Origin of the sequence: Streptomyces sp. NPDC059080, assembly GCF_042739975.1 — a bacterium.
Taxonomy (GTDB): Bacteria; Actinomycetota; Actinomycetes; order Streptomycetales; family Streptomycetaceae; genus Streptomyces; species Streptomyces benahoarensis.
In genome coordinates, this window is sequence record NZ_JBHYGX010000004.1 from 158,577 (window position 1) to 180,010 (window position 21,434).

Below are 21,434 nucleotides of genomic sequence, written 5' to 3' on the forward strand. Positions count from 1 at the left end.
GGAGTGGATCGAGTACGGCGGCGTGGCGCGGAAGAACTGACCCACCGGCAGACATTAGGGAGGGGGGGGGCGCCGGGGCCCCCCGCCCCAAACCCCACCCCCCCCCACGCCCGCGGGTATTTGGGGCGGGGGGGCCGTGACAGGCTCCGGGGCGCCTGGTGATCAGGCGTGCTGGGGCTGCTTGGCGCGGCGGTGACGGCCGTTGGCGGCTGCCTTGGCCTCCTCCGTCGCTGCCGGACCGCGGTGTCTGCCGGCGCCTTGGGCCTCGGCGGCCTGGGCGGGTGCCTCCTGCGGGCGCGCCTCGGTCGTGTCGGTCTGGGCTTCGGGCATGGGAAGTGTCACTCCGTCGGATCGCTTACGGCTGTACGCGTCGGGACCGCCGCGGTGTCGCCGCCGATGGCCGGGTCGACCGGCTGCGCGGGGGGTCGACCCGCGCTCCGTCGGGAGTGAAGGGCGGACCCCATCAGCCCCGCTGAATCCTAACGGGGCGGGTGATCACGCTCCACCGGGCCTCCCCGGCCGACAGCGGCGCCTCCTGCAACGGCACCGGCCCGTGGGAAGAAGGATGCGCGGCGCCCGCGTACGGTTCCCGGAGCGCGGTGTCCGGTGGGGGGGAGGGTGTGGAGCCGCCGTCCCGGGGCGGCGGGAGCGCCGCGCCGATCGGGGCGATCCGGCCGCGGTCCTGCCACCGCCGGATGGCGTCCCCGCCCAGGGTGTTGCGCACCGGGAGCGGCGGGCGGGTGGTGCGCAGCCCCTGCATCGTCCGCACCGCCTGCGGCAGCCGCGGCCGCTCCGCGTCCGGCGTCTGCACGGTGGCCCCCGCCGGCGGTACGGGCACGGCGGCAGGCACCGGCGGTACGGGCACGGCGGCAGGCACCGGCGGTACGGGCACGGTCTCCGCGGCCCGCGCGGCGGGCAGCGCCGGTACCGGGAGGGGTACCGGGGTCGGCGCCGGGAGCAGCGCCGGGGCCAGCACCGGGAGCAGCGCCGCGACCGGCGCCGTGATCGATGCCGGCACCGGCACCGGCACCGGGTCCGGCTCCACGACCGGCACCGGGTCCGGCACCGGTTCCGCCGTGCGCGCCCACGGCTCCTCGGACGGCTCCAGCGGCACGGCCATCCGCGCCAGACCGCACGCGACGGTGTCCGTGACGTACGGCAGCAGCAGTTCGCCGTCCGCACTCCAGCGGCCCGCGCCGGTCAACCAGCCGTCAGGGGGCGGGAGTTGCCGCAGACCCTTGGCCGCGGGGCGCCAGACGCCGAGGCGTTCGCCGTCGCCGTCCTCGATGCGCCACGCCACCGCGCACTGCTCCGGCGTCAGCATCTGCCCGGGCTGGACGGCAAAGGGGGTGAGCGTCGCGTCCGGCGGCCGCAGGCAGGAGGGGAACCGCACCGGGAGCGCGCTGCCCAGGACGCCCCAGCCGAGCCGGTCCTCGCCCGGCGCGTCGGAGCGGACCAGCAGCAGTCCGCTGTCCGGATCGGCCAGCAGCAGCCGGTCGTTGCTCTCCTCGGTGATCTGGAGAAGCAGTGTCGTTTCACCGCCGCGGGTCAGATCGACGGCGACGGTTTTCGTCCGGCCGTCCAGCTCCTGGTCGACGGCGAGCAGCTGCCCGGAGCGGTCCAGCCAGGCGCCGCCGGTGCACCGCCCGGGGATCTCCGCGAGGTGTTCGGGGCCGTCCGGACCGCCGTGCAGCAGCCACAGGGAGGTGGAGGTGTCACCCGGCGTCAGCGCGTGCGCGCTCCGGCCGCCGGGCGCCGGGGGCAGCAGCGTCAGCTCCGGCGCCTCGATGGTGCCGAGCGGGAGTTCGCCGGTGCCCGGGCCCGCCGGGTACAGCAGCGCGAGGCCGAAACCGTCCTCGACCGGCCGCCGGATCAGCACCCGGCCGTCCGCCAGCGGCAGCAGGGCGCTGTCCGGCGCCTCCGGGGCTTCGCCGGGCAGCGGTACGGCGTAGGGCTCCGGTCCGCTCAGCGTCCAGCGCTCCGGGAACCAGCTGTCCGTACCGTCGTCCTGACGTACCAGCCGGGCGGCGTACGAGCCGTCGGCGGCGATCGTCAGCGGCGCGCGGGGCGGACGTCCGAGCGCCGTGATGTCTTTCCTGACACAGACCGTCATCGGATGGTCACCTCCAGTCATCATGCCGAAGGTAGTTTTCGGACTTCCGGCCGATCAACGTGTGCGGTGAGGGTTCACGCATAAGGGTGGCGAAAGTCCGGTTCGCCGGTGTTGGCCGGGGTCCCTGTGCTGGCCGTATCAAGCGTGCGTAAAGTAAGGGCTGCCTAACCTTCGTTGTGCCGGGTGTGCCGCCTCCCGTGGACCGCCCGCAGTCCGACCCCCAGGAGTACGCGATGTCCCTTCGCCGCCGCGGCGCCGCCGCCGCAGCTCTCGCCGCCGCCGGTGCCCTCACCCTCGCGGCCTGCGGTTCCTCCGACGGGGGCGGCAAGAGCGACAACGGCGCCGGCTCCCAGTCCGTCGCCCAGGGCGGCAAGGACTTCGCCAAGGCGGCCGAGGAGACGGCCAAGATGGGAACCGACGCCAAGGCCGGTCAGTTCCCCCGCACCATCGAGCACGCCATGGGCGAAACGAAGCTCAAGGCCGCACCCAAGCGCGTCATCGTCCTCGACGTCGGCGAGCTGGACAACGTCGTCTCCCTCGGCATCAAGCCCGTCGGCTACGCCCCCACCGAGGGCGACGAGGCGATCCCGGACTACCTGAAGAAGGACGCCGGGAATCCCAAGAGCGTCGGCACCGTCAACGGCCTCAACCTGGAGGCCATCAACAAGCTCAAGCCCGACCTGATCCTCGGCAGCAAGCTCCGCGCCGAGAAGCAGTACCAGCAGCTCTCGAAGATCGCCCCGACCGTCTTCTCCATCCGCCCGGGCTTCACCTGGAAGGAGAACTACCTCCTCAACGCCGCCGCCCTGGACAAGACCGCCGAGGCCAAGGCGAAGCTCGCCGCGTACGAGGAGAAGGCGAAGAAGCTCGGCGAGGACATCGGCCCGAAGAAGCCGACCGTCACGATGCTGCGCTACATGCCGCAGTTCACCCGGCTCTACGCCCAGCAGTCCTTCATCGGCACCCTCCTCAAGGACGTCGGCCTGCCCCGCCCGAAGAACCAGCAGGTCGACGACCTCGCCACCGAGGTCAGCCCGGAGAACATCAACCAGGCGGACGCCGACTGGATCTTCACCGGCGTCTACGGCGACCCCAAGGCCACCAAGCGGGACACCGCCGAGTCCAACCCGCTGTGGAAGAACCTCAAGGCGGTCAAGGACGGCCACGCCAAGAACGTCAAGGACGAGACCTGGTACCTCGGCCTCGGCGTCACCGCCGCCGACAGCGTCCTCGACGACCTGCGCGGATACCTCGTCAAGAAGTGACGTCCGGGCCCGGCGGCGCGGCGGCGGACCCCGCCGCCGCACACCGCCGGGCACCCGTCACCGCCCGCCGGGGAGGCGGGACGGCGGGCCCCGGGCGGGAGGTAACCTTCCACCCGTGCCCGCACTGTCTGAAGTCCTCAGCGCTCTCGACGCCCTCTGGCCCACCGAGCGGGCCGAAGAGTGGGACGCCGTCGGCACGGTCTGCGGCGACCCCGCGGCGCAGGTCGAGCGCGTCCTGTTCGCCGTCGACCCCGTCCAGGCCGTCGCCGACGAGGCGGTCTCTCTCGGCGCCGGCCTCCTCGTCACCCACCACCCGCTCTATCTGCGCGGGACGACGACGGTCGCGGCGTCCACCGTCAAGGGCAAGGTCGTCCACACGCTCATCCGGAACGGCATCGCCCTGCACGTCGCGCACACCAACGCCGACACCGCCGACCCGGGGGTCTCCGACGCCCTGGCCGGCGCGCTCGACCTGCGGATCACCGGCCCGCTGGTGCCGGACGCCACCGACCGGCACGGCCGCCGCGGCCTGGGCCGGATCTGCGAACTGCCGCACCCGATGACGCTCGCCGAGCTGACCGCCCACGCAGCCGCCCGGCTCCCGGCCACCGCGCAGGGCATCCGCGCGGCCGGTGACCCGGACCGCGTCATCCGTACGCTCGCCGTCTCCGGCGGCTCGGGCGACAGCCTCTTCGACGCGGTGCGGGCCGCCGGTGTGGACGCGTTCCTCACCGCGGACCTGCGCCACCATCCGGCCTCCGAGGCCACCCAGAGCGTGGGCGCCGTCCCCCCGGCGCTACTCGATGCCGCGCACTGGGCCACCGAGTGGCCCTGGTGCGAGCAGGCCGCCGCCCAGCTCGACGCCGTCTCCGACCGCCACGGCTGGGGCCTGCGCACGCACGTCTCCCGTACGGTCACCGACCCCTGGACCGCCCACGCGGCGTCCGCCACCCCCTCCGCCCCGACACACACCCCAGGAGCCCCCCGCTGAACGCCGCGCCCGCCGACCAGATCCGTCTCCTCGACGTCCAGGCCCTGGACGTCCGCCTCACCCAGCTCGCGCACAAGCGCAACAACCTCCCCGAGCTGGCTGAGCTGACCACCCTGGAGGCCGACCTCACCCAGCAGCGCGACCTGCTCGTCGCCGCGCAGACCGAGGAGAGCGACACCGCCCGCGAGCAGACCAAGGCCGAGCAGGACGTGGACCAGGTGCGCCAGCGCGCCGCCCGCGACCAGAAGCGCCTGGACTCCGGCGCCATCACCTCGCCCAAGGACCTGGAGAGCCTCCAGCGCGAACTGGCCTCCCTCGCCAAGCGCCAGGGCGACCTGGAGGACATCGTCCTGGAGATCATGGAGCGCCGCGAGGCCGCCCAGGAGCGCGCCACCGAGCTGTCCGGCCGGGTCGAGGGCGCCCAGGCGAAGGCCGACGACGTCACCGCCCGCCGCGACGCCGCCTACGCCGAGATCGACGCCGAGGCCGAGACGGTCACCAAGGAGCGTGAGCTGACCGTCGCCGACATCCCCGCCGACCTCATGAAGCTCTACGACCGGCTGCGCGCGAGGCACGGCGGCATCGGCGCGGCCCGCCTCTTCCAGCGGCGTTGCGAGGGCTGCCGCCTGGAGCTGGACATCACCGAGCTGAACGACATCCGCACGGCCGCCGCCGACACCGTCGTGCGCTGCGAGAACTGCAGCCGCATCCTGGTCCGCACGCCCGACTCCGGTCTGTAGGCCGTGGCCCGCACCCTGATCGTCGAGGCCGACGGCGGCTCCCGGGGCAACCCGGGTCCGGCCGGTTACGGCGCCGTCGTCCTCGACGCGGCCACCGGCGAACCCCTCGCCGAGGCCGCCGAGTTCCTCGGCACCGTCACCAACAACGTCGCCGAGTACCGCGGCCTCGTCGCCGGGCTACGGGCGGCGCACGCCCTCGACCCGGCGGCCCGGATCCGGGTGCGGATGGACTCCAAGCTCGTCGTCGAGCAGATGTCGGGCCGCTGGCAGATCAAGCACCCCGACATGAAGCCGCTCGCCGCCGAGGCCGCCGCCGCCCACCCGGCGACGCTGGTCTCGTACGAGTGGATCCCCCGGGCGAAGAACAAGCACGCCGACCGGCTCGCCAACGAGGCGATGGACGCCGGGCGCGACGGCCGTCAGTGGCGGCCCGAGGACTCCCGCGCGGCGCTCGACGCCCCGGCGCGCCCCGGCACGGACGCGACCAGGGTGGCCGCCCCGGCCGTCGGCTGGGGGAGCGCCGACCTCGGCGCGCCCGCCACCCTCGTCCTGCTGCGCCACGGTGAGACGGCGCTGACCCCGCAGAAGCGCTTCTCGGGCAGCGGCGGCGGCGACCCGGAGCTGTCCCCGGCGGGGCTGCGGCAGGCCGAGGCGGCCGCCGCCGCGCTCGCCGCCCGCGGCACGATCGAAGCCGTCGTCAGCTCCCCGCTGCGCCGCTGCCGGCAGACCGCCGCGGTCGTCGCCGGCCGGCTCGGGCTCGACGTCCGCGTCGAGGACGGGCTGCGCGAGACGGACTTCGGCGCCTGGGAGGGCCTGACCTTCGGCGAGGTCCGCGAGCGGTACCCGGACGACCTCGACGCCTGGCTGGGCTCCACCCGCGTGGCGCCGACCGGCGGCGGCGAGGCGTTCGCGACGGTGGCCCGCCGGGTCGCCGCCGCCCGGGACGCGCTGACCGCCCGGTACGCGGGCCGTACCGTCCTCGTGGTCACCCACGTCACGCCGATCAAGACGCTGGTCCGGCTGGCGCTCGGCGCCCCGCCCGAGGCGCTGTACCGCATGGAGCTGTCGGCCGCCTCCCTCTCCGCCGTCGCGTACTACGCCGACGGCAACGCCTCACTGCGGCTGCTGAACGACACCTCGCACCTGCGCTGACGCGTATGACGACGGGCCCGGCACCTGCGAAAGGTGCCGGGCCCGTCGTCATACGGTCCGGAGTGCCGGTGTGATCAGCGGGCCAACGTGGCGGCCTCGCGGGCGAGTTCGGTGACCCGGCCCCAGTCCTTGGCGGCCAGCGCGTCTGCCGGGAGCATCCAGGTGCCGCCGACGCAGCCGACGTTGGGCAGTGCGAGGTAGGACGGTGCGGACGCAGCGCCGATGCCGCCGGTCGGGCAGAAACGGGCCTGCGGCAGCGGCGCGGCCAGCGACTTCAGATACGGGGTGCCGCCCGCGGCCTCGGCGGGGAAGAACTTCATCTCCGTCACGCCCTGCTCCAGCAGCGTCACCACCTCCGACGCCGTCGAGACGCCGGGCAGGAACGGCACACCGGCGTCCTGCATCGCGGCCAGCAGCCGCGGCGACCACCCGGGGCTCACCAGGAACCGCGCACCGGCGCCGCAGGCCGCGGTGGTCTGCTCGGGCGTCAGCAGGGTGCCCGCGCCGACCACCGCGTCCGGGACCTCGGCGGCGATGGCGGTCAGCGCGTCGAGCGCGGCGGGTGTCCGCAGCGTCACCTCGATCGCGGGCAGTCCGCCGTCCACCAGGGCGCGGGCGAGCGGCACGGCGTCGGCGACGTCCTGGATCACGACGACCGGAATGACGGGGGCGAGGCCCAGCACGGAGGCGGGCGCGGGCGAGGGGGCAGCGTGCATCACGCGCCCATACTGCGCCTCTCCCCACACTCTCCGCAACGAGCGTTGCGTTCTGTGCAACGCGCTGGTCTCACACCTCCGTGACGACGACATCCACCGCCCACGGACGGCCCGCCCGCGCCGGGGCCTCGGCCTCCACCGTGTACCCGAGCGTGCGCAACGCCTCCACCAGCTCCGCCGGGCCCTCCGGCGCCCTCCCGGCGCTCAGCAGATCGCGGACCATCCGCCCCTTCGTGGCCTTGTTGAAGTGGCTGACCACCGACCGCTTCTCCACCCCGTCCACGATCTTCGACTGGAGCACCCGCACCGTCGCCGTCCGCCCCGCCACCTCGCCCTTCGGCTTCCACGCCGTCGCATACGCCGCCGACCGCAGATCCAGCACCAGCCCGGACGCCGCGACCTCCGGCAGCACCCGCGCCATCGGCTCCCGCCAGTACGCCCCGAGCGCCCCGAGGCCCGGCAGCTTCACCCCCATCGAGCAGCGGTACGACGGGATCGCGTCGCCGGGCCGCACCGCGCCCCACAGGCCCGAGAACACCAGCAGCGACCGGTCGGCCCGCTCCCGCGCCGCCGCGTCCAGCGTCGTCAGGCCCAGGGCGTCGTAGAGCACCCCGGTGTAGATCTCCGCGGCGGGGCGGGTGCCCGCCGTCCGCAACGCCGCGTTCTTCGCGACCTCGCCCCGCAGCCCCACGCCGATGCCCAGGGTCTCGCGCGCCTTCTCCTCGTCGTCCGAGCACAGTGCGACCAGCTCCTCCAGCACGGCCTCGCGCGCGGCGCCGAGCCCCGGCAGCGACAGCGCGGCCACATCCAGCGGCGCCCCCTCGCCCCCCGTGGCCTTCCCCTCGGACGGCGGCAACAGCACCAGCACGGTCTTCTCCTTCACGCGGCGAATGCGGTACGGCGGGCCCCGGCGCACCGCGCCGCAGACCCCGCCACAGCGTAGGTCCTGCCGCCCACCACGACGGAACCGCAGCTCACGGCCGTGATCCGGGCCCGCACCCGACCGGCCCCGGCCCGCCCCGCCGCACCGCGCCGCACACGCCGCACCGCCTTACGCTCGGTGACATGCCCCGCCGCCCCATGCACGTGACCGACGCCGCGCAGGACCCGCTGCGCGCCGCGCTGCGCGGACTGCGCGGGCGGCTGGAGATCCCCGAACACTTCCCGCCCACCGCCCAGGCGGAGGCCGACAGCGCGGCCCTCGCCCCGCGCATCCCCACCGCCGCCGGCGACGTGGCCACCGCCCACAGCCTCGCCGACGCCACCGACCTGCCGCTCTTCACCCTCGAACCGCCCGGCGCCCCGGACCTCGACCGCGCGATGTTCCTCGCCCGCCGCCCCGCCGGACGCGGCTTCCGCCTCCACTACGCCGTCGCCGACGTCGCCTCCTTCGTCACCCCCGGCGGCGCCCTCGACGCCGAGGCCCACCACCGCGTCACCACCCTCCACTTCCCCGACGCGCGCGTCCCCCTCCACCCGTACGCCCTCAGCGAGCGGGCCGCCGGGTTCCTGCCCGACGAGGACCGTCCGGCCGTCCTGTGGCAGCTCGACCTCGACGCGGATGGCGCCCTGGCCACCGCTTCCGTACGCCGCGCCCGGGTCCGCTCCCGCGCGCGCCTCGACCACCCGGCCGTCCAGCGCATCCTCGACGACGGCACCGCCGAGGAACCCCTCGCCCTGCTCCGGGAGACCGGCCTGCTGCGCGAGGCCCGCGAACGCGCCCGCGGCGCGATCTCCCTGTACGTCCCCGAGGCCCGGCTCACCGCCCACGACGGCCGCTACGCCCTCGCCTACCGCGCCCCGCTCCCCGCCGAACGGTTCACCGCACAGCTCGCCCAGCTCATCGGCGTGGCCGCCGCCGACCTCATGCTCGCCGCCGGTACCGGCATCCTGCGCACCCTGCCCACCGCACCGGACGGCTCCGTCGCCCGCCTCCGCCGCACCGCCCACGCCCTCGGGGTCGACTGGCCGCATCACACGTCGTACGCCGCGCTCGTCCGCGGCCTCGACCCGCACCGCGCCTCGCACGCCGCGTTCCTCCAGGAGTGCGCCACCGTGCTGCGCGGCGGCGGCTACCTCGCGTTCGACGGCAGCCCCCCGCCGCCGTCCGCCGCGGTGCACGCCGCCGTCGTTCTGCCCTACGCCCACGCCACCGCCCCGCTGAACCGCCTCGTCGACCGCTACACCTCGGAACTCTGCCTGGCCGCCTCGGCCGGTATCGCGCCGCCGTCCTGGGTCCGCTCCGTCCTGGCCGGGCTGCCTGCCACGATGGCGACCGGCGCCCGCCGCGCCGACGACGCCGAGCGCGCATGCGTCGCCCTCGTCGCCGCCGCCCTGCTGCGCGACCGGATCGGCGAGACCTTCGACGCCGTCGTCACCGACACCGACCGCGACACCGACGACACCGACGACGCCACCGTCCACCTCCGTACCCCCGCCGTCACCGGCCGCCTCACCACCCCGCCCGACGCCCCCGCACCCCGCCTCGGCGATGCCCTCCGCGTCCGTCTCACCGCCGCCGAACCGGGCAGCGACCCCGTCCGCTTCACCCCGGCCTGACCGCCGGGTCCGGCCGGGTAGCATGGTCACCACGGCGGACGAGCCGGCCGGGCGGCCGCGTGAGGATCTTCGGACCCTCCCGAGGAACGTCCGGGCTCCACAGGGCAGGGTGGTGGGTAACGCCCACCCGGGGTGACCCGCGGGACAGTGCCACAGAGAACAGACCGCCGGAGCCGCAAGGCACCGGTAAGGGTGAAACGGTGGTGTAAGAGACCACCAGCCTCCGAGGTGACTCGGAGGGCTCGGTAAACCCCACCCGGAGCAAGGTCAAGAGGGAGCGCCCCGGCGCTCCTGCGCGGACGACCGAGGGCTGCCCGCCCGAGTCCGCGGGTAGACCGCACGAGGCTGTCGGCAACGGCAGCCCTAGATGGATGGCCGCCTCCCCTCGGCCCGCAAGGGCCGGGGGAGACAGAACCCGGCGTACAGGCCGGACTCGTCCGTCGCCTAGCGACGAAGGGCCCCTGACCTGGTGTTTTACCAGGTCAGGGGCCCTTTTCGTGCGTCGTGAGGGCGGAGCGAGCTGGTCACCCTTTGCGGGCTTTCGCATCCGAGGGTGCCGCTCGTAGCGGGTCTGCGAGACCATCCATCGTCGCTCTCGGCGCCGGCCTAGTCCCGGAGTCCTCCGGTCGGAGGCCCCGGCGCCCCCTGTTCCGGGGGCTGTCGGCGGGCGTTGGTGCGTTACTGCTCTTCGTCACGAGGTCTTCCCTCCGCGAGGACGAGCCGTGTTAACGTCGGGGCAGGCTCGTTGGCAGGAATCAACTCCCCTATGAGACCGGGGCGTTGCTCTCACATGAGCAACCATGGCGTATGAGAAAAGTTTCTAGCAACCTGCCCAACTTGGAAACGTTGCTCGGAAATAATCCAGGACTGAACCATGAATAAGCAGGTCGATCTCACCAACGCCACATGGGTAAAGAGCCATCTGTCCAATGGCACTAACAACTGCCTTGAGGTTGCGTTCGTCGATGGGGTCGTGGCACTGCGCGACTCCAAAGACGTCGGTGACCCTGACGCCAAGGTCCTGATCATTTCCCGCAAGGATTACGAGCTTTTCACCAAGAGCATTCAGGCTGGACAGTCGAATCTCCTGTCCTGAGCAGGGCTGCTCCCCCTTCAGAGGACGCCCGCCTTTCTCGCGGAAAGGTGGGCGTTTTATTTTTCATCTGAGCCCCCGTATCATCCGGGCATGGCACAAAAAGTAATCACCGTTATCACCGACGACCTGACAGGCGAAGAGTCCTCTGAGGCGGCTACGCACACCATTGCGCTGGACGGCGTGACGTACGAGATCGACCTTGGGCCGGACTCCTACGACCAGCTGCTGGATGCCATGGGGCCGTTCCTCAAGGCCGGCCGTCGTACCCGCGCAGGTAAGGCCCGAGCAGGGAAGCCCGCGCCCGCCGGTCGGGAGGACACCGCGAAGATCCGCGCGTGGGCCAAGGAGAACGGATACAACGTCAACGATCGGGGCCGTGTCCCCGCCGATATCCGTGAGGCATACGCCAAGGCCAACTGAGTTGTTTAATTATTTCAAAGGCTCCCTCGCTACGCGCGGGGGAGCCTTTGTGCTTCTCGGGGAGCAGAACGCCGATCCGGCTGCGATGGTGGCCTCACGGCACGAATCGTCGTTCATCCTCCCAGCCCCACGGGAGGCCGTCGCGTCACGGTGGACGGGACCATCCTCGGCCTGGCCATGAACACCCGCGACGGGATGCTGGAGAACTGCCCGCTGCCCTCACCAGTCAGTGAGATCTACAGCCCGGGAGCAGTGAGGATCCGCCTCGTCAATAGATGTGCGCAGCTCCTCGGTCAGCAGCGAAGGCAGCGCTGCGAGGAGCGCGGTGGTGGCGCCAGAGGTCCGGATGTCGACGGCGATCACATGCGATGCGTCGTCGAGGTCAACGTAAAGGCGTAGCTGGTCCTGGCCCCGCAGGAGGAAGCCGCGCAGCCGAGGCTCCGGCTCTTCCTCGGTGTACGGGTATACGAGCGCGCGCAGGAACCCGAAGGCTCGCTCATCCGAAGTGTCGGCAGCCACGTTCACACTCGTGGGATCGACCTGTACAAGCGTCATCCCCATGACGCTGCCAAGCTGGTGGTTCGGGTAGATGTGCGTACCTGTGAGCAGAGTACGGAGCATCCCGAGAACGTCCCGGGCGGTGACCTGATCGCCGCTGGCATCCAAAGGGAACTCGTAGCCGATAAGTTCCGTGGGCTCGTAGGCCCCGGCGGCGCCCGTGACGATGCGGATCGCCGCGGCCGAATCCGGCGCTGGGAGGACCCCCCGCAGACACTGAGTTCCGGAGATGGGGGCCTGAATGTGGTGGAGCAGCAGGCGGGTGATGTCCGCCTGCTGCTCCGCCGTCTCGTCGTGCGTGTCTGTCACTGATTCACCCAGTTCGGGCACTTGTTCCTCGGCTGGTTCTTGCAGTAAGCCGTGATGACGCCGATCTTCTCACCCTTGCCTGCGTCGTACGTGCCGTCGCTGGTCTTTCGGGCGTACTGGACGATCACCACGATGTTCACCTGGCGGCCTCGGCTGATGGCCGACCCCCAGTATTCGAGCCGCCCTCCAGGCCCCTTCTGGTGGACGTTGATGATGAGGAGGTCGCGTAAGGGTGGCGGCGGTGTTCCGTGGTGTGGCGATCTGGTGGCGATGCGCCTCGTCCGGAGGTGTTTCCGCAGGTAGCTGCTGCTGAGGAGACTGTTCCCGGCGTACAGGCCGGTCTCGTCCGCCGGTCAGCTTGAAGAGGGTCTCCGGCCTGGTGTCTGCCCTGGCCGGAGACCCTTTTCTGTGGTCGAATTTCTGTTGTTACAGCTCCTTCACCCACCGGTTCGATGTGCTGGGAAGCGGGGAGTGGACAAAGCCGTACCGGGTCAATGCGGCGCTTCCCGCTGCGGTGCCCATGTTGGATACGATGCGCTCGAAGCCGGCGTTCTTGACGGCTTGGTATCCCCTCGCCATGATCTCGTTCAGGACGCCTCGGCGATAGGGATGAGGAAGGTCAGGGGTCAGGAATACCCAGCCGACATCGCAGCTTTTCTCATCGCCCCTCGGTTCCGTCGGGAGGCAGAAGAATCCTCCGACGAGGCCCCCGTTGCCGAGCGCTATCACGTGTTTGATCCCGGGCCCCAGGGCGCCATCCACTCCGGCCCGGGTGAAGCTGACGGGGTTCTCCACGGAGTATCCGTCATCGTTGTACTGCGCATCATCGAATGCTTTGCGAAGCATTCTTTCGACCTCGTCCCAGCGGGACAGCATCTCCGCTCCATCGAGAAGCCTGATCTCGAACAGGCGATCCTCGACAGTCAAATTCCAGAACAAGACGGACCTCCTCACGTATCGGGCAGCTGATCTTCGTACCGTGAAACCGGTTGGTCTGCAATGGGGTATACGTATCAAAGGGCTCGACTTGCTTGGCTCCATCATGCTCCGCGCATTCGTTTTCGGCATCTGTGACCCGACTGGACGGGTGGAGGTATTCCCCGGCAAGAACGTGTTGACGGCTGTGATGAAGGAGAGAACGCATCGGGGGTGCGCACTCCGCGGTCCAGCCGCGCGGGTCGCCCTGTCGCGTGGAGGACTCCTTTTCGTACCGCGTGAGGGCGGGGCCCGGCTTCGCGCGGGTGGTCGCGGGCGCTCGGGGGTGGGTCCGGGCGGAGTGCGTCCCGGCGCGGAGCGGCCCGGGCCGCGGACCGGACTCCGGGATGCGGGATGCGGGATGCGGGGTGCCCCTCCCTGCGCGGCGGGTGTCCGGCCTCGGGGGAAATGAACCATGGGAAACGGGTTGGAGTCCTCAGGGGTACGCGGGGCCCGCCGGTTGGTGTGAGGGTAAAACCGCAGGTCGTGCCCATATCACAGGAACTTGGTGTGCACTACACCCAATCAGAGGTGTGGTGGGGGGAGGGCCGTTGACAGCCTGTGTCGGGGATTGCACGCGCTGTTGATCTTGGTTCGCTTCCGTACGTCCGAGGACTCGCGGGAGCGCTGTGATCTTGCGCTCGGACGCCCGCCGCCGGTGTGTCCTTCCGGTCCCCTCCGTGACACACGGTTCAACACTCTGTGAGTGGTGGCGCACAAGGGAGTTCAGGAATGTCTGAGCGGCTCGACCCGCATCGCGGAACAGCTCACGGCCCGGGTGCGGGCCCCGGCACACCGGCGGCCGGTGACGCCGGAAGTCTTGAGGGCTGGCTTCTGGAGTGGGTGGCCGGGGCGACCGGCCGGGCGCGCGACGAGGTCCGTGCGGACCGGCGGTTCACCTCCTACGGGCTGGACTCGATGGCGCTCACCCGCCTCGTGGCCGAGGCGTCGCGTCGGCTCGGGCGTCCGCTCGCCCCCACCCTCGCGTGGAGCTGCCCGACACCCGCGGAGCTGGCGCGGCAGCTCGCCGGGCAGGGCGCGGAGCCGTCCGGGACCGGCGCCGCGCCGGCCGTCGCCGAGTCCGTCGCGGCGGCGGTCGACGAGCCGGTCGCCGTGGTGGGGATGGCCGCGCGGTTCCCCGGGGCGCCGGGCCTCGCCGCGTACTGGGACCTGCTGACCGGCGGCCGGGACGCGGTCACCGAGACGCCGCCGGAGCGCTGGGCCGTCGACGACTGGTACGCGCCCGGCGAGCCCGGCCGGATGGCGACCCGGTGGGGCGGATTCCTGGAGGAGATAGCCGGCTTCGACCCGCTGTTCTTCGGGATCTCACCCGCCGAGGCCCTTCACATGGACCCCCAGCAGCGGCTGGTGATGGAGCTGGTGTGGGAGGCGCTGGAGGACGCCGGCATCGTGCCGGGGAGCCTGCGGGGCCGGGCGGCGGGGGTGTTCGTCGGCGCGATGTGGAGCGAGTACGCCGCGCTGACCGCCGCCGACCCGACGCGGCTGACCGCGCACTCGGCCACCGGCGGCGACCTCAGCATCATCTCCGCCCGCGTCTCCTACACCCTCGGCCTCACCGGCCCCAGCCTGACCGTGAACACGGCGTGCTCGTCGTCGCTGGTCGCGCTGCACCAGGCGCGGCGCAGCCTGCTCGCCGGGGAGTGCGACCTCGCGCTCGTGGGGGGCGTCAACCTCTTCTGCGGCCCGGCGGGCACCGTGGCGATGTCGCACTTCGGCGCGATGGCGCCGGACGGCCGCTGCAAGGTGTTCGACGCGCGCGCCAACGGCTACGTCCGCGGCGAGGGCGGCGGCCTGGTGGTGCTCAAGCCGCTCTCCCGGGCCCGCGCGGACGGCGACCGTATCTACTGCACCCTGCGCGGCAGTGCCGTCAACAACGACGGTTTCAGCAACGGCCTGACCGCGCCCAGCCCGCAGGCGCAGGAGGCGGTGATCCGCCGGGCCTGCGCGGACGCCGGCGTCGCCCCGGCCACCGTGCGGTACGTGGAGACCCACGGCACCGGCACCATGCTCGGCGACCCGATCGAGGCCGGGGCGCTGGGCGCCGTCTACGGCGAGGGGCGGGCCGCCGACGCGCCGCTGCTGCTCGGGGCGGTGAAGAGCAACATCGGCCACCTGGAGGCGGCCGCCGGGGTGGCCGGGTTCGTCAAGACGGCGCTGGTGCTGCACCACCGCGAGGTCCCGCGCAATCTGCACTTCGAGAGCCCCAACCCGCACATCCCCTTCGACGACCTACGGCTGGCGGTGCCCACGGCGGCACGGCCCTGGCCGGGCGGCGCGGACGAGGAGGCGTGGGCCGGGGTGAGCGGCTTCGGCTTCGGCGGGACCAACTGCCACCTGCTGCTGTCCGCGGCGCCCCGGGAGGAGACGGCGGGCACCACGACGCCGGCCACGCCCGTACCGGCGGGTCCGGAGGCCGCGCTCGCGCCCGTACCGGCGGACCCGGCCGCGCCCCGAGCGGCCGGCGACGCGACCGCCGGCCCGGTCTTCGTTTTCGGTGGGCAGGGGTCGCAGTGGCCGGGCATGGGTGTGGAGTTGATGACGGAACCGGCGTTCGCCCGGACGGTGCGCGCCTGCGACCGGGCGCTGGCGCCGCACCTCGGCGGGCGGAGCGTCAAGGACCTGCTCACCCTGCGCCGGGAGCCGCTGGACGACACCAGCGCCGTCCAGGCCGCCGTCTTCACCATGCAGGTCGCGCTCGCCGCGCTCTGGGCGGACCGGGGTGTGCGCCCGGCGGCGGTGATCGGCCAGAGCATGGGCGAGATCGCGGCGGCCCACGTCAGCGGCGCGCTCTCGCTGGACGACGCGGCGCGCCTCGTCGCCGTCCGCGCCCGGCTCGTCGACGAGCTGGCCGGCGACGGGACGATGGCGGTCGTGGGCCTGGACGCCGCACACACCCGGGCCGCCCTCGCCCGCCACGGCGCCCCGGACCTCGCGGTCGCCGTCGTCGGCGGACCGGACCGCACCGTCGTCTCCGGAGGCCGCGCCGCGATCGGGAGCCTGACCGCCGCGCTCGCCGCGCAGGACGTGACGGTACGCCCGATCGACGTGGACTACGCCTCGCACTCGGCGCACATGGACCCGCTGCTCACCCCCCTGCGCAAGGCCCTTGCGGGCCTCGCCCCCGGCCCCGGCACCGTACCGATGTGGTCCACCGTCACCGGGGAGACCGCCGCCGGGGAGGAGCTGGACGCCGACTACTGGTGCCGCAACCTGCGCGAGCCGGTGCTCTTCGGCGACGGCATCGCAGCCCTCGCGGCCCGCGGCCACCGCCACTTCCTCGACCTCAACCCGCACCCGGTCACGCAGCTCGACACCGAACGGACGCTGGACGGGCGCGGGGTGGCCCTGCCGTCGATGCGCCGGGGCGAACCGGCCGCCGCGCAGCTCACGGCAACGGCCGACGCACTCCCGCACGCCCCCGCCCCCACCGCGTGGCCCCCGCTGCTCACCCTGTCCGCCCGCGACGAGTGGGCGCTCGCCGAGGCCGCACGGCTGACCGCCGGCCGCCTCGACACGGCCGCCCCCGGCGAACTGCCCGGCATCTGCCACACGCTCGCCGCCCACCGCGGCCACCACGAGCACCGGCTCGCGCTCGTCGCCGCCGACGCCCGGGAGACGGCCGCCTCCCTCACCGCGTACGCCCGGGGCGAGCACCCGCCGGGCCTGGTGCGTGGCCGGGCCCGCGCCGCCACCACCCGCACGGTCTTCGTCTTCCCCGGCCAGGGCGGCCAGCACGCCGCGATGGGCCAGGAGCTGTACCGGGACGAGCCCGCGTTCCGCCGCGCGGCCCACGCCTGCGCCGAGCTGATCCACGCCGAGGGCGGCATCGACCTGCTGCCCTGGCTGCGCGGGGAGCGGCCGCTGGACCCGAAGGCCATCGAGACGGTCCAGCCGGCCGTGTTCACGGTGGGCGTCGCCCTCGACGCGCTCTGGCGGTCCTGGGGCGTCGAGCCCGCGGCCGTGGTCGGCCACAGCATGGGCGAGGTCACGGCGGCGTACGCCTGCGGTGCGCTCTCCCTGCCCGACGCCGTGCGCGTGATCTGCCGCCGCAGCTCGGCCCTCGGCCCGCTGACAGGACGGGGCGGCATGCTGCTGGTGGACCTCGACGCACAGGCGGCACTCGCCGCGGTCGCGCCGTACGCGCCGAGCGTGGAACTGGCCGCCGCCAACGGGCCGCGTACCACGGTGCTCACCGGCGACGCCGACGAGATCGCCGACGCGGCCCGGAAGCTCGACGCCCAGGGCGTCATGGCGCGCATCCTCCAGGTCGGTGTCGCCGGGCACAGCCGCCAGTTCGAACCGCTCCTTCCGGATCTGCGGCGTGCGCTGAAATCGCTGACGCCCGGGGCGGAGCGGGTGCCCTTCGTGTCGACGGTCACCGGCCGCGTCCACCCCGGCGAGGCCCTGGACGCCGGGTACTGGGCGCGGAACCTGCGGGAGCCGGTGCGGTTCGCGGACGCCGTCGACCGGATCGCCGCCGACGGGCCGGTCTGCTTCCTGGAACTGGGCCCGCACCCGGTGCTGGTCCCGGCGCTCCAGGACCTGATGCGCGAACGGCAGGACGGCGGCGTGGTGGGCGCGCTGCGCCGGGACGTGCCGCACCCGGAAACCCTCACCCGGGCCCTGGCCACCCTGCACACCGCGGGTGTCGCCCTCGACTGGGACCGTGTCCCGCTGCCCGCCGGGCGCCTGACCGCACTGCCCGCCTACCCCTGGCAGCGCCGCCGCTACTGGATCACCGACCCGCCGCGCGCCGTCGAGGAGACCACGGACCGGGTGCCGCCGGCCGACCGGCTCGCCGCCGCCTCCTCGCCCGCCGAGGCCGCCGCGCTGATCCGGCACCACCTGAGCACCCATCTGGCCGCCCTGCTCCAGACGGACCCCGCCGAACTGCCGGACGACGTCCCGCTGCTCGCGCTCGGCGCCGGCTCGCTGGTCGCGATGCAACTGCGCAACACCCTGCTGGAGGACCTGAACACCGACCTCAAGGTCTCCCGGATCCTCGCCGCCCCCTCGCTCACCGCCCTCGCCGAGGAAGCCGTCGGCGCCGGCGCCGACGCACGCCACTCCCAGGACGCCCCGACGGAGGTACTGCTGTGAACGACCCCACGGACCCGGTACTCGCCGCCCTCGTCGCCCGCGGCGGCGACCTCCGCGCCGAAGCGGGCCGCCTCCGGCTGCGCGGCCCCGACGGCATCCTCACCCCCGCGCTGCGCGACGACGTCGCCGCGCACCGCGACGCCCTGCTCGCCCGGCTCCACGACCGGCGGGTGCTGCCGCTCTCCGGCATCCAGCGCCGCCTGTGGTTCCTCCAGGAACTGGACGCGAGCGGCACCGGCTACACCTTCAGCTACGCCCACCGGCTCCGCGGACGGCTGGACCCCGCCGCCCTCGACGCTGCGCTGAACACGGTCCTCGCCGCCCAGCCCGGCCTGCGCGCCGGCTTCGCCGAACTCGCCGGCCACCCCGCGCAGTTCCTGCCCGACGCCGCCACCGTCACCACCACCGTCCTCGACCCCGGTCCGGGCGAGGAGTGGCCCGCGCTCCTCCGTGCCGAGCTGGTACGCCCCTTCGATCTGGCCCGTCCGCCGCTGATCCGCTCCGCGCTGGTGCGGCTCGGCGACGACGAATGGATCTGGGGCCTGACGGTGCACCACCTCATAGCCGACGGCTGGACGTACGGCCTGCTGCTGAACGGGGTGTCCGAGGCGTACGCCGGCAAGGCCGTCGAACCGGCCGCCGACTACGCCGACTTCGTCGCCCACGAGCGCGCCGTCGAGGACGCCCCCGGCCGGGTTGCCGCCCTCGACCACTGGGAGAAGACGCTCGCCACCGCCGACGCCACCGCCGAACTGCCGGCGGACCGGCCGCGTCCCCGGCAGCGCAGCTACCGCGGCGCCACCGCCGGCCGCACCCTGCCCGCCACGACGGTGCACACGCTGCGCGCGCTCGCCGAGGCGGAGGGCACCACGCTCTTCGCCGCGCTGCTCGCCGTCCACGGCGTGATGCTCGGCCGGCACACCGGCGGCGACCGGGCGGTCGTCGGCACGCCGTACGCCAACCGGCCCGACGCCCGCTTCCACGACACCGCCGGCTGCTTCGTCAGCACCCTGGTACTGCCGGTCGACCTGACCGGCCGGCCCACCTTCCGGGAGCTGATCGCCGGCACCGGCCGGACCTGCGCCACCGCCTGGGACCACTGCGACTACGCCTACGAGCGGCTGGTCGAGCGGCTCGCCCCGCAGCGCGACCCCGGCCGCAACGCGCTGTTCCAGACGTTCCTGGCGCTCCAGGACCTGCCGGGCTGCCTGGACCTGCCCGAGGTCACCGCCGCCCCGGTGCCGTTCGACGCCGGCACCACCCAGTTCGACCTGGAGGTGTACTTCACGCCCGCGCCCGACGGCGCGCTGGAGCTGGAACTGCGCCACAGCACCGAGCTGTTCGACCCGGCCACCGCGACCGCCTTCGCCCACCGCTGGCAGCAGCTCGCACAGCGGCTTGCCGACGACCCGGACCGCGCCACGCAGCTCGTCACCGTGCTGTCCGACGACGACCGGCGGGCCCTTGCGGCGGCCAACGACACCGCCCGCGCCTACCCGTCGGACGCGACCGCCGCCGACCTGTTCGCCGCGCAGGCGGCCCGCACCCCGGACCGCACCGCGCTGCGCTGCGGCGACGAGGAGTGGTCCTACCGCCGCCTGGACGCCCGGGCCGACGCCCTCGCCGCGCTGCTGCACGACCAGGGGTGCGCGGGCGGCCGGGTCGGGATCCTGATGAACCGTTCCGCCGACATGGTCGCCGCGGTGCTCGCCTCCCTGCGCGCGGGCGCCGCCTTCGTCCCGCTCGCCCCGGACCTGCCCGCCGACCGGATGGCGCGGATGACCACCGACTGCGGGCTGACCGCTGCCTGGACCGGCCCGGACACCGCCGCCCTGCTGCCCGAGGGCATCCGCGCACTGGACGCCACCGCGGACGTCCCGCCGCCCGGCGCGGCGCCGGAGCGGGCGGTGCGCGACCCGCGGACGACGGCCGCGTACGTCCTGTACACCTCCGGCTCGACCGGCGCCCCCAAGGGCGTCGAGGTACCGCACTCCGCGCTGGTCAACCTCCTCACCACCATGGGCGATCAGCCCGGCCTCGGCGCCGACGACGTGCTCGTCGCCGTCACCGCGCTCTTCTTCGACATCTCGCTGCTGGAGCTGCTGCTCCCGCTGCTCACCGGCGCCACCCTCGTCGTCGCCACCGATGCCGAGACCCGCGACCCCGACCGCCTCGCCGCCCTGCTGGAGCGGCACGACGCCACGGTCGTGCAGGCGACGCCCTCGACCTGGCGGATGCTGCTGGACTCCGGCTGGCCCGGCCGCACCCGGCTGCGCGTCTGGTCCGGCGGCGAGGCCCTCAGCCGCGACCTGGCCGACCGGCTGCTGGGTGGCTGCGCCGAGGTGTGGAACCTCTACGGCCCCACCGAGACGACCATCTGGTCCACCCGCTGGCAGGCCGGGCCGGGGGACGGGCCGGTCCTGCTGGGCCGGCCGGTCGCCAACACGGCGCTGCACGTCCTCGACCGGAACCGGATGCCCGTCCCGCCCGGCGTCCCCGGCGAGCTGTACCTCACCGGCGACGGCCTGGCGCTGGGCTACCTCCACCGGCCCGAGCTGACCGCCGAGCGCTTCGTCACCCTCGACACCTGCGACGGACGGGCCGAACGCGCCTACCGTACGGGCGACCTGGTCCGGCGGCTGCCCGACGGCACGCCCGTCTTCCTGGGCCGCACCGACGACCAGCTCAAGGTGCGCGGCCACCGCATCGAGCCGGAGGAGATCGAGCACGCCCTGCGCCGCCACCCGGCGGTCCGCGACGCCGTGGTCGTCCCGGCCGACGGCGAGGTGCTCGTGGCCCATCTGCGGGCCGCCGACCCGGCCGCCCCGCCCGCCGAGGAGGAGCTGGCGGCCCACCTCGCCGGGCTGCTGCGCCCCGCGCTCATCCCGCAGCGGTTCATCCCGCACACGGAGCTGCCCCGTACCGCCAACGGCAAGACCGACCGCGGCGCGCTGCGCCGGACGCCGCTCCCGGCGGCCCTCGCCTCCGGTGGCGCGGAGCCCCCGGCGGGCCCCGAGGAGCAGGCCGTCGCGGCGGTGTACGAGGAGGTCCTGGGCCTGACCGGGATCGGCCGGCACGACGACTTCTTCCGCCTCGGCGGCCACTCCCTGGCCGCCACCGGCGTCCTGTACCGGCTGCGCGAGTCCACCGGCACCCGTATCCCGCTGCACGTCTTCATGCAGGACGCCTCGGTCGCGGCGGTCGCCGGCCACCTGCGGCCCGCCGACGACCTCGAAGCGGCCCTCGCCCTGCTCGACTCCCTCTCCGACGAGGAGGCCGCGGCCCTCCTGTCCGGCCCGGCCGCCTAGCCCCCCGTACCCCCAACCACCCTCCCCACCCCGGTCACCCTCCCCGATCCCCCCTCACCGAACCCCCGAGAACCACTTCGGCACGAATCCCCACTTCGGTATGAATCCCCC

The 21,434-nt window shown here is 73.6% G+C and carries 16 protein-coding genes and 1 other RNA gene; 10 read left to right on the top strand and 7 right to left on the bottom strand.

Annotated elements, in window-relative coordinates; all coding sequences use genetic code 11:
* Positions 1 to 162: 162 nt before the first annotated feature.
* Together ACFWWQ_RS04520 and ACFWWQ_RS04525 are read right to left on the bottom strand one after the other, a co-directional pair.
* Positions 163 to 330, bottom strand: a complete 168-nt coding sequence (locus ACFWWQ_RS04520; RefSeq protein ID WP_384589951.1) for a hypothetical protein — start codon at positions 328 to 330, stop codon at positions 163 to 165.
* Between the two features lie 133 nt (positions 331 to 463).
* Entirely contained in the window at positions 464 to 2,113 is a 1,650-nt protein-coding gene (locus ACFWWQ_RS04525) for a hypothetical protein (RefSeq protein WP_384589954.1), read from the bottom strand.
* A 233-nt stretch (positions 2,114 to 2,346) separates the two neighbouring features.
* On the opposite strand from ACFWWQ_RS04525, the gene ACFWWQ_RS04530 reads away from it, so the two are divergent.
* The 4 genes from ACFWWQ_RS04530 to ACFWWQ_RS04545 all read left to right on the top strand — a co-directional run bounded on the left by ACFWWQ_RS04530 (position 2,347) and on the right by ACFWWQ_RS04545 (position 6,261).
* A complete protein-coding gene (locus ACFWWQ_RS04530) occupies positions 2,347 to 3,378 on the top strand; it encodes an ABC transporter substrate-binding protein (protein WP_384589957.1) in 1,032 nt (343 codons plus the stop codon).
* 115 nt (positions 3,379 to 3,493) lie between these two features.
* On the top strand, positions 3,494 to 4,369 hold the full coding sequence (locus ACFWWQ_RS04535) for a Nif3-like dinuclear metal center hexameric protein (RefSeq protein WP_384589960.1): 876 nt from the start codon (positions 3,494 to 3,496) through the stop codon (positions 4,367 to 4,369).
* Complete coding sequence (locus ACFWWQ_RS04540) at positions 4,366 to 5,109, top strand: zinc ribbon domain-containing protein (protein ID WP_384590289.1); 744 nt, start codon at positions 4,366 to 4,368, stop codon at positions 5,107 to 5,109. The genes ACFWWQ_RS04535 and ACFWWQ_RS04540 overlap by 4 nt, the downstream gene beginning before the upstream one ends.
* A 3-nt stretch (positions 5,110 to 5,112) precedes the next feature.
* Positions 5,113 to 6,261 carry a bifunctional RNase H/acid phosphatase gene (locus tag ACFWWQ_RS04545; protein WP_384589964.1) on the top strand — a complete coding sequence of 383 codons (1,149 nt, stop codon included), beginning with the start codon at positions 5,113 to 5,115 and terminating at the stop codon, positions 6,259 to 6,261.
* A gap of 74 nt (positions 6,262 to 6,335) precedes the next feature.
* Here the strand turns inward: ACFWWQ_RS04545 and eda are convergent, their stop codons facing one another.
* A complete protein-coding gene (gene eda / locus ACFWWQ_RS04550) occupies positions 6,336 to 6,977 on the bottom strand; it encodes a bifunctional 4-hydroxy-2-oxoglutarate aldolase/2-dehydro-3-deoxy-phosphogluconate aldolase (RefSeq protein ID WP_384590292.1) in 642 nt (213 codons plus the stop codon).
* Positions 6,978 to 7,047: 70 nt separating this feature from the next.
* Positions 7,048 to 7,845 (bottom strand): peroxide stress protein YaaA, encoded by a 798-nt coding sequence (gene yaaA / locus ACFWWQ_RS04555; RefSeq protein WP_384590295.1) that lies wholly within the window; start codon positions 7,843 to 7,845, stop codon positions 7,048 to 7,050.
* Positions 7,846 to 8,042: 197 nt separating this feature from the next.
* Here yaaA and ACFWWQ_RS04560 point away from each other — a divergent pair, with 197 nt between their 5' ends.
* The 4 genes from ACFWWQ_RS04560 (at position 8,043) to ACFWWQ_RS04575 (ending at position 11,052) form a co-directional block, all read left to right on the top strand.
* Positions 8,043 to 9,536 (top strand): RNB domain-containing ribonuclease, encoded by a 1,494-nt coding sequence (locus ACFWWQ_RS04560; protein WP_384589967.1) that lies wholly within the window; start codon positions 8,043 to 8,045, stop codon positions 9,534 to 9,536.
* Positions 9,537 to 9,575: 39 nt separating this feature from the next.
* An RNA gene (gene rnpB, locus ACFWWQ_RS04565) (RNase P RNA component class A) lies at positions 9,576 to 9,976 on the top strand.
* A 434-nt stretch (positions 9,977 to 10,410) separates the two neighbouring features.
* On the top strand, positions 10,411 to 10,632 hold the full coding sequence (locus tag ACFWWQ_RS04570) for a DUF397 domain-containing protein (protein ID WP_384589970.1): 222 nt from the start codon (positions 10,411 to 10,413) through the stop codon (positions 10,630 to 10,632).
* Between the two features lie 90 nt (positions 10,633 to 10,722).
* Positions 10,723 to 11,052 (top strand): Lsr2 family protein, encoded by a 330-nt coding sequence (locus ACFWWQ_RS04575; RefSeq protein ID WP_384589973.1) that lies wholly within the window; start codon positions 10,723 to 10,725, stop codon positions 11,050 to 11,052.
* A gap of 219 nt (positions 11,053 to 11,271) precedes the next feature.
* On the opposite strand, the gene ACFWWQ_RS04580 is transcribed toward ACFWWQ_RS04575, so the two are convergent.
* The 3 genes from ACFWWQ_RS04580 to ACFWWQ_RS04590 all read right to left on the bottom strand — a co-directional run bounded on the left by ACFWWQ_RS04580 (position 11,272) and on the right by ACFWWQ_RS04590 (position 12,858).
* Positions 11,272 to 11,940: a hypothetical protein gene (locus ACFWWQ_RS04580; RefSeq protein WP_384589975.1), complete on the bottom strand. Its 669-nt coding sequence runs from the start codon at positions 11,938 to 11,940 to the stop codon at positions 11,272 to 11,274.
* Positions 11,916 to 12,047: a hypothetical protein gene (locus ACFWWQ_RS04585; protein WP_384589978.1), complete on the bottom strand. Its 132-nt coding sequence runs from the start codon at positions 12,045 to 12,047 to the stop codon at positions 11,916 to 11,918. The genes ACFWWQ_RS04580 and ACFWWQ_RS04585 overlap by 25 nt, the downstream gene beginning before the upstream one ends.
* A gap of 298 nt (positions 12,048 to 12,345) precedes the next feature.
* A complete protein-coding gene (locus ACFWWQ_RS04590) occupies positions 12,346 to 12,858 on the bottom strand; it encodes a hypothetical protein (RefSeq protein WP_384589981.1) in 513 nt (170 codons plus the stop codon).
* A gap of 768 nt (positions 12,859 to 13,626) precedes the next feature.
* Here ACFWWQ_RS04590 and ACFWWQ_RS04595 point away from each other — a divergent pair.
* Together ACFWWQ_RS04595 and ACFWWQ_RS04600 are read left to right on the top strand one after the other, a co-directional pair.
* Positions 13,627 to 18,015 (top strand): acyltransferase domain-containing protein, encoded by a 4,389-nt coding sequence (locus tag ACFWWQ_RS04595; RefSeq protein WP_384589984.1) that lies wholly within the window; start codon positions 13,627 to 13,629, stop codon positions 18,013 to 18,015.
* Positions 18,012 to 21,323, top strand: a complete 3,312-nt coding sequence (locus ACFWWQ_RS04600; protein ID WP_384589987.1) for an amino acid adenylation domain-containing protein — start codon at positions 18,012 to 18,014, stop codon at positions 21,321 to 21,323. The genes ACFWWQ_RS04595 and ACFWWQ_RS04600 overlap by 4 nt, the downstream gene beginning before the upstream one ends.
* Positions 21,324 to 21,434 lie beyond the last annotated feature (111 nt).

Excerpts from the sequence above, each read along its gene's own strand:
- eda (WP_384590292.1), bottom strand. The coding sequence starts at position 6,977 with ATGCACGCTGCCCCCTCGCCCGCGCCCGCCTCCGTGCTGGGCCTCGCC.
- ACFWWQ_RS04570 (WP_384589970.1), top strand. The coding sequence starts at position 10,411 with ATGAATAAGCAGGTCGATCTCACCAACGCCACATGGGTAAAGAGCCAT.
- ACFWWQ_RS04575 (WP_384589973.1), top strand. The coding sequence starts at position 10,723 with ATGGCACAAAAAGTAATCACCGTTATCACCGACGACCTGACAGGCGAA.
- ACFWWQ_RS04595 (WP_384589984.1), top strand. The coding sequence starts at position 13,627 with ATGTCTGAGCGGCTCGACCCGCATCGCGGAACAGCTCACGGCCCGGGT.
- ACFWWQ_RS04520 (WP_384589951.1), bottom strand. The coding sequence starts at position 330 with ATGCCCGAAGCCCAGACCGACACGACCGAGGCGCGCCCGCAGGAGGCA.
- ACFWWQ_RS04560 (WP_384589967.1), top strand. The coding sequence starts at position 8,043 with ATGCCCCGCCGCCCCATGCACGTGACCGACGCCGCGCAGGACCCGCTG.
- ACFWWQ_RS04530 (WP_384589957.1), top strand. The coding sequence starts at position 2,347 with ATGTCCCTTCGCCGCCGCGGCGCCGCCGCCGCAGCTCTCGCCGCCGCC.
- ACFWWQ_RS04525 (WP_384589954.1), bottom strand. The coding sequence starts at position 2,113 with ATGACGGTCTGTGTCAGGAAAGACATCACGGCGCTCGGACGTCCGCCC.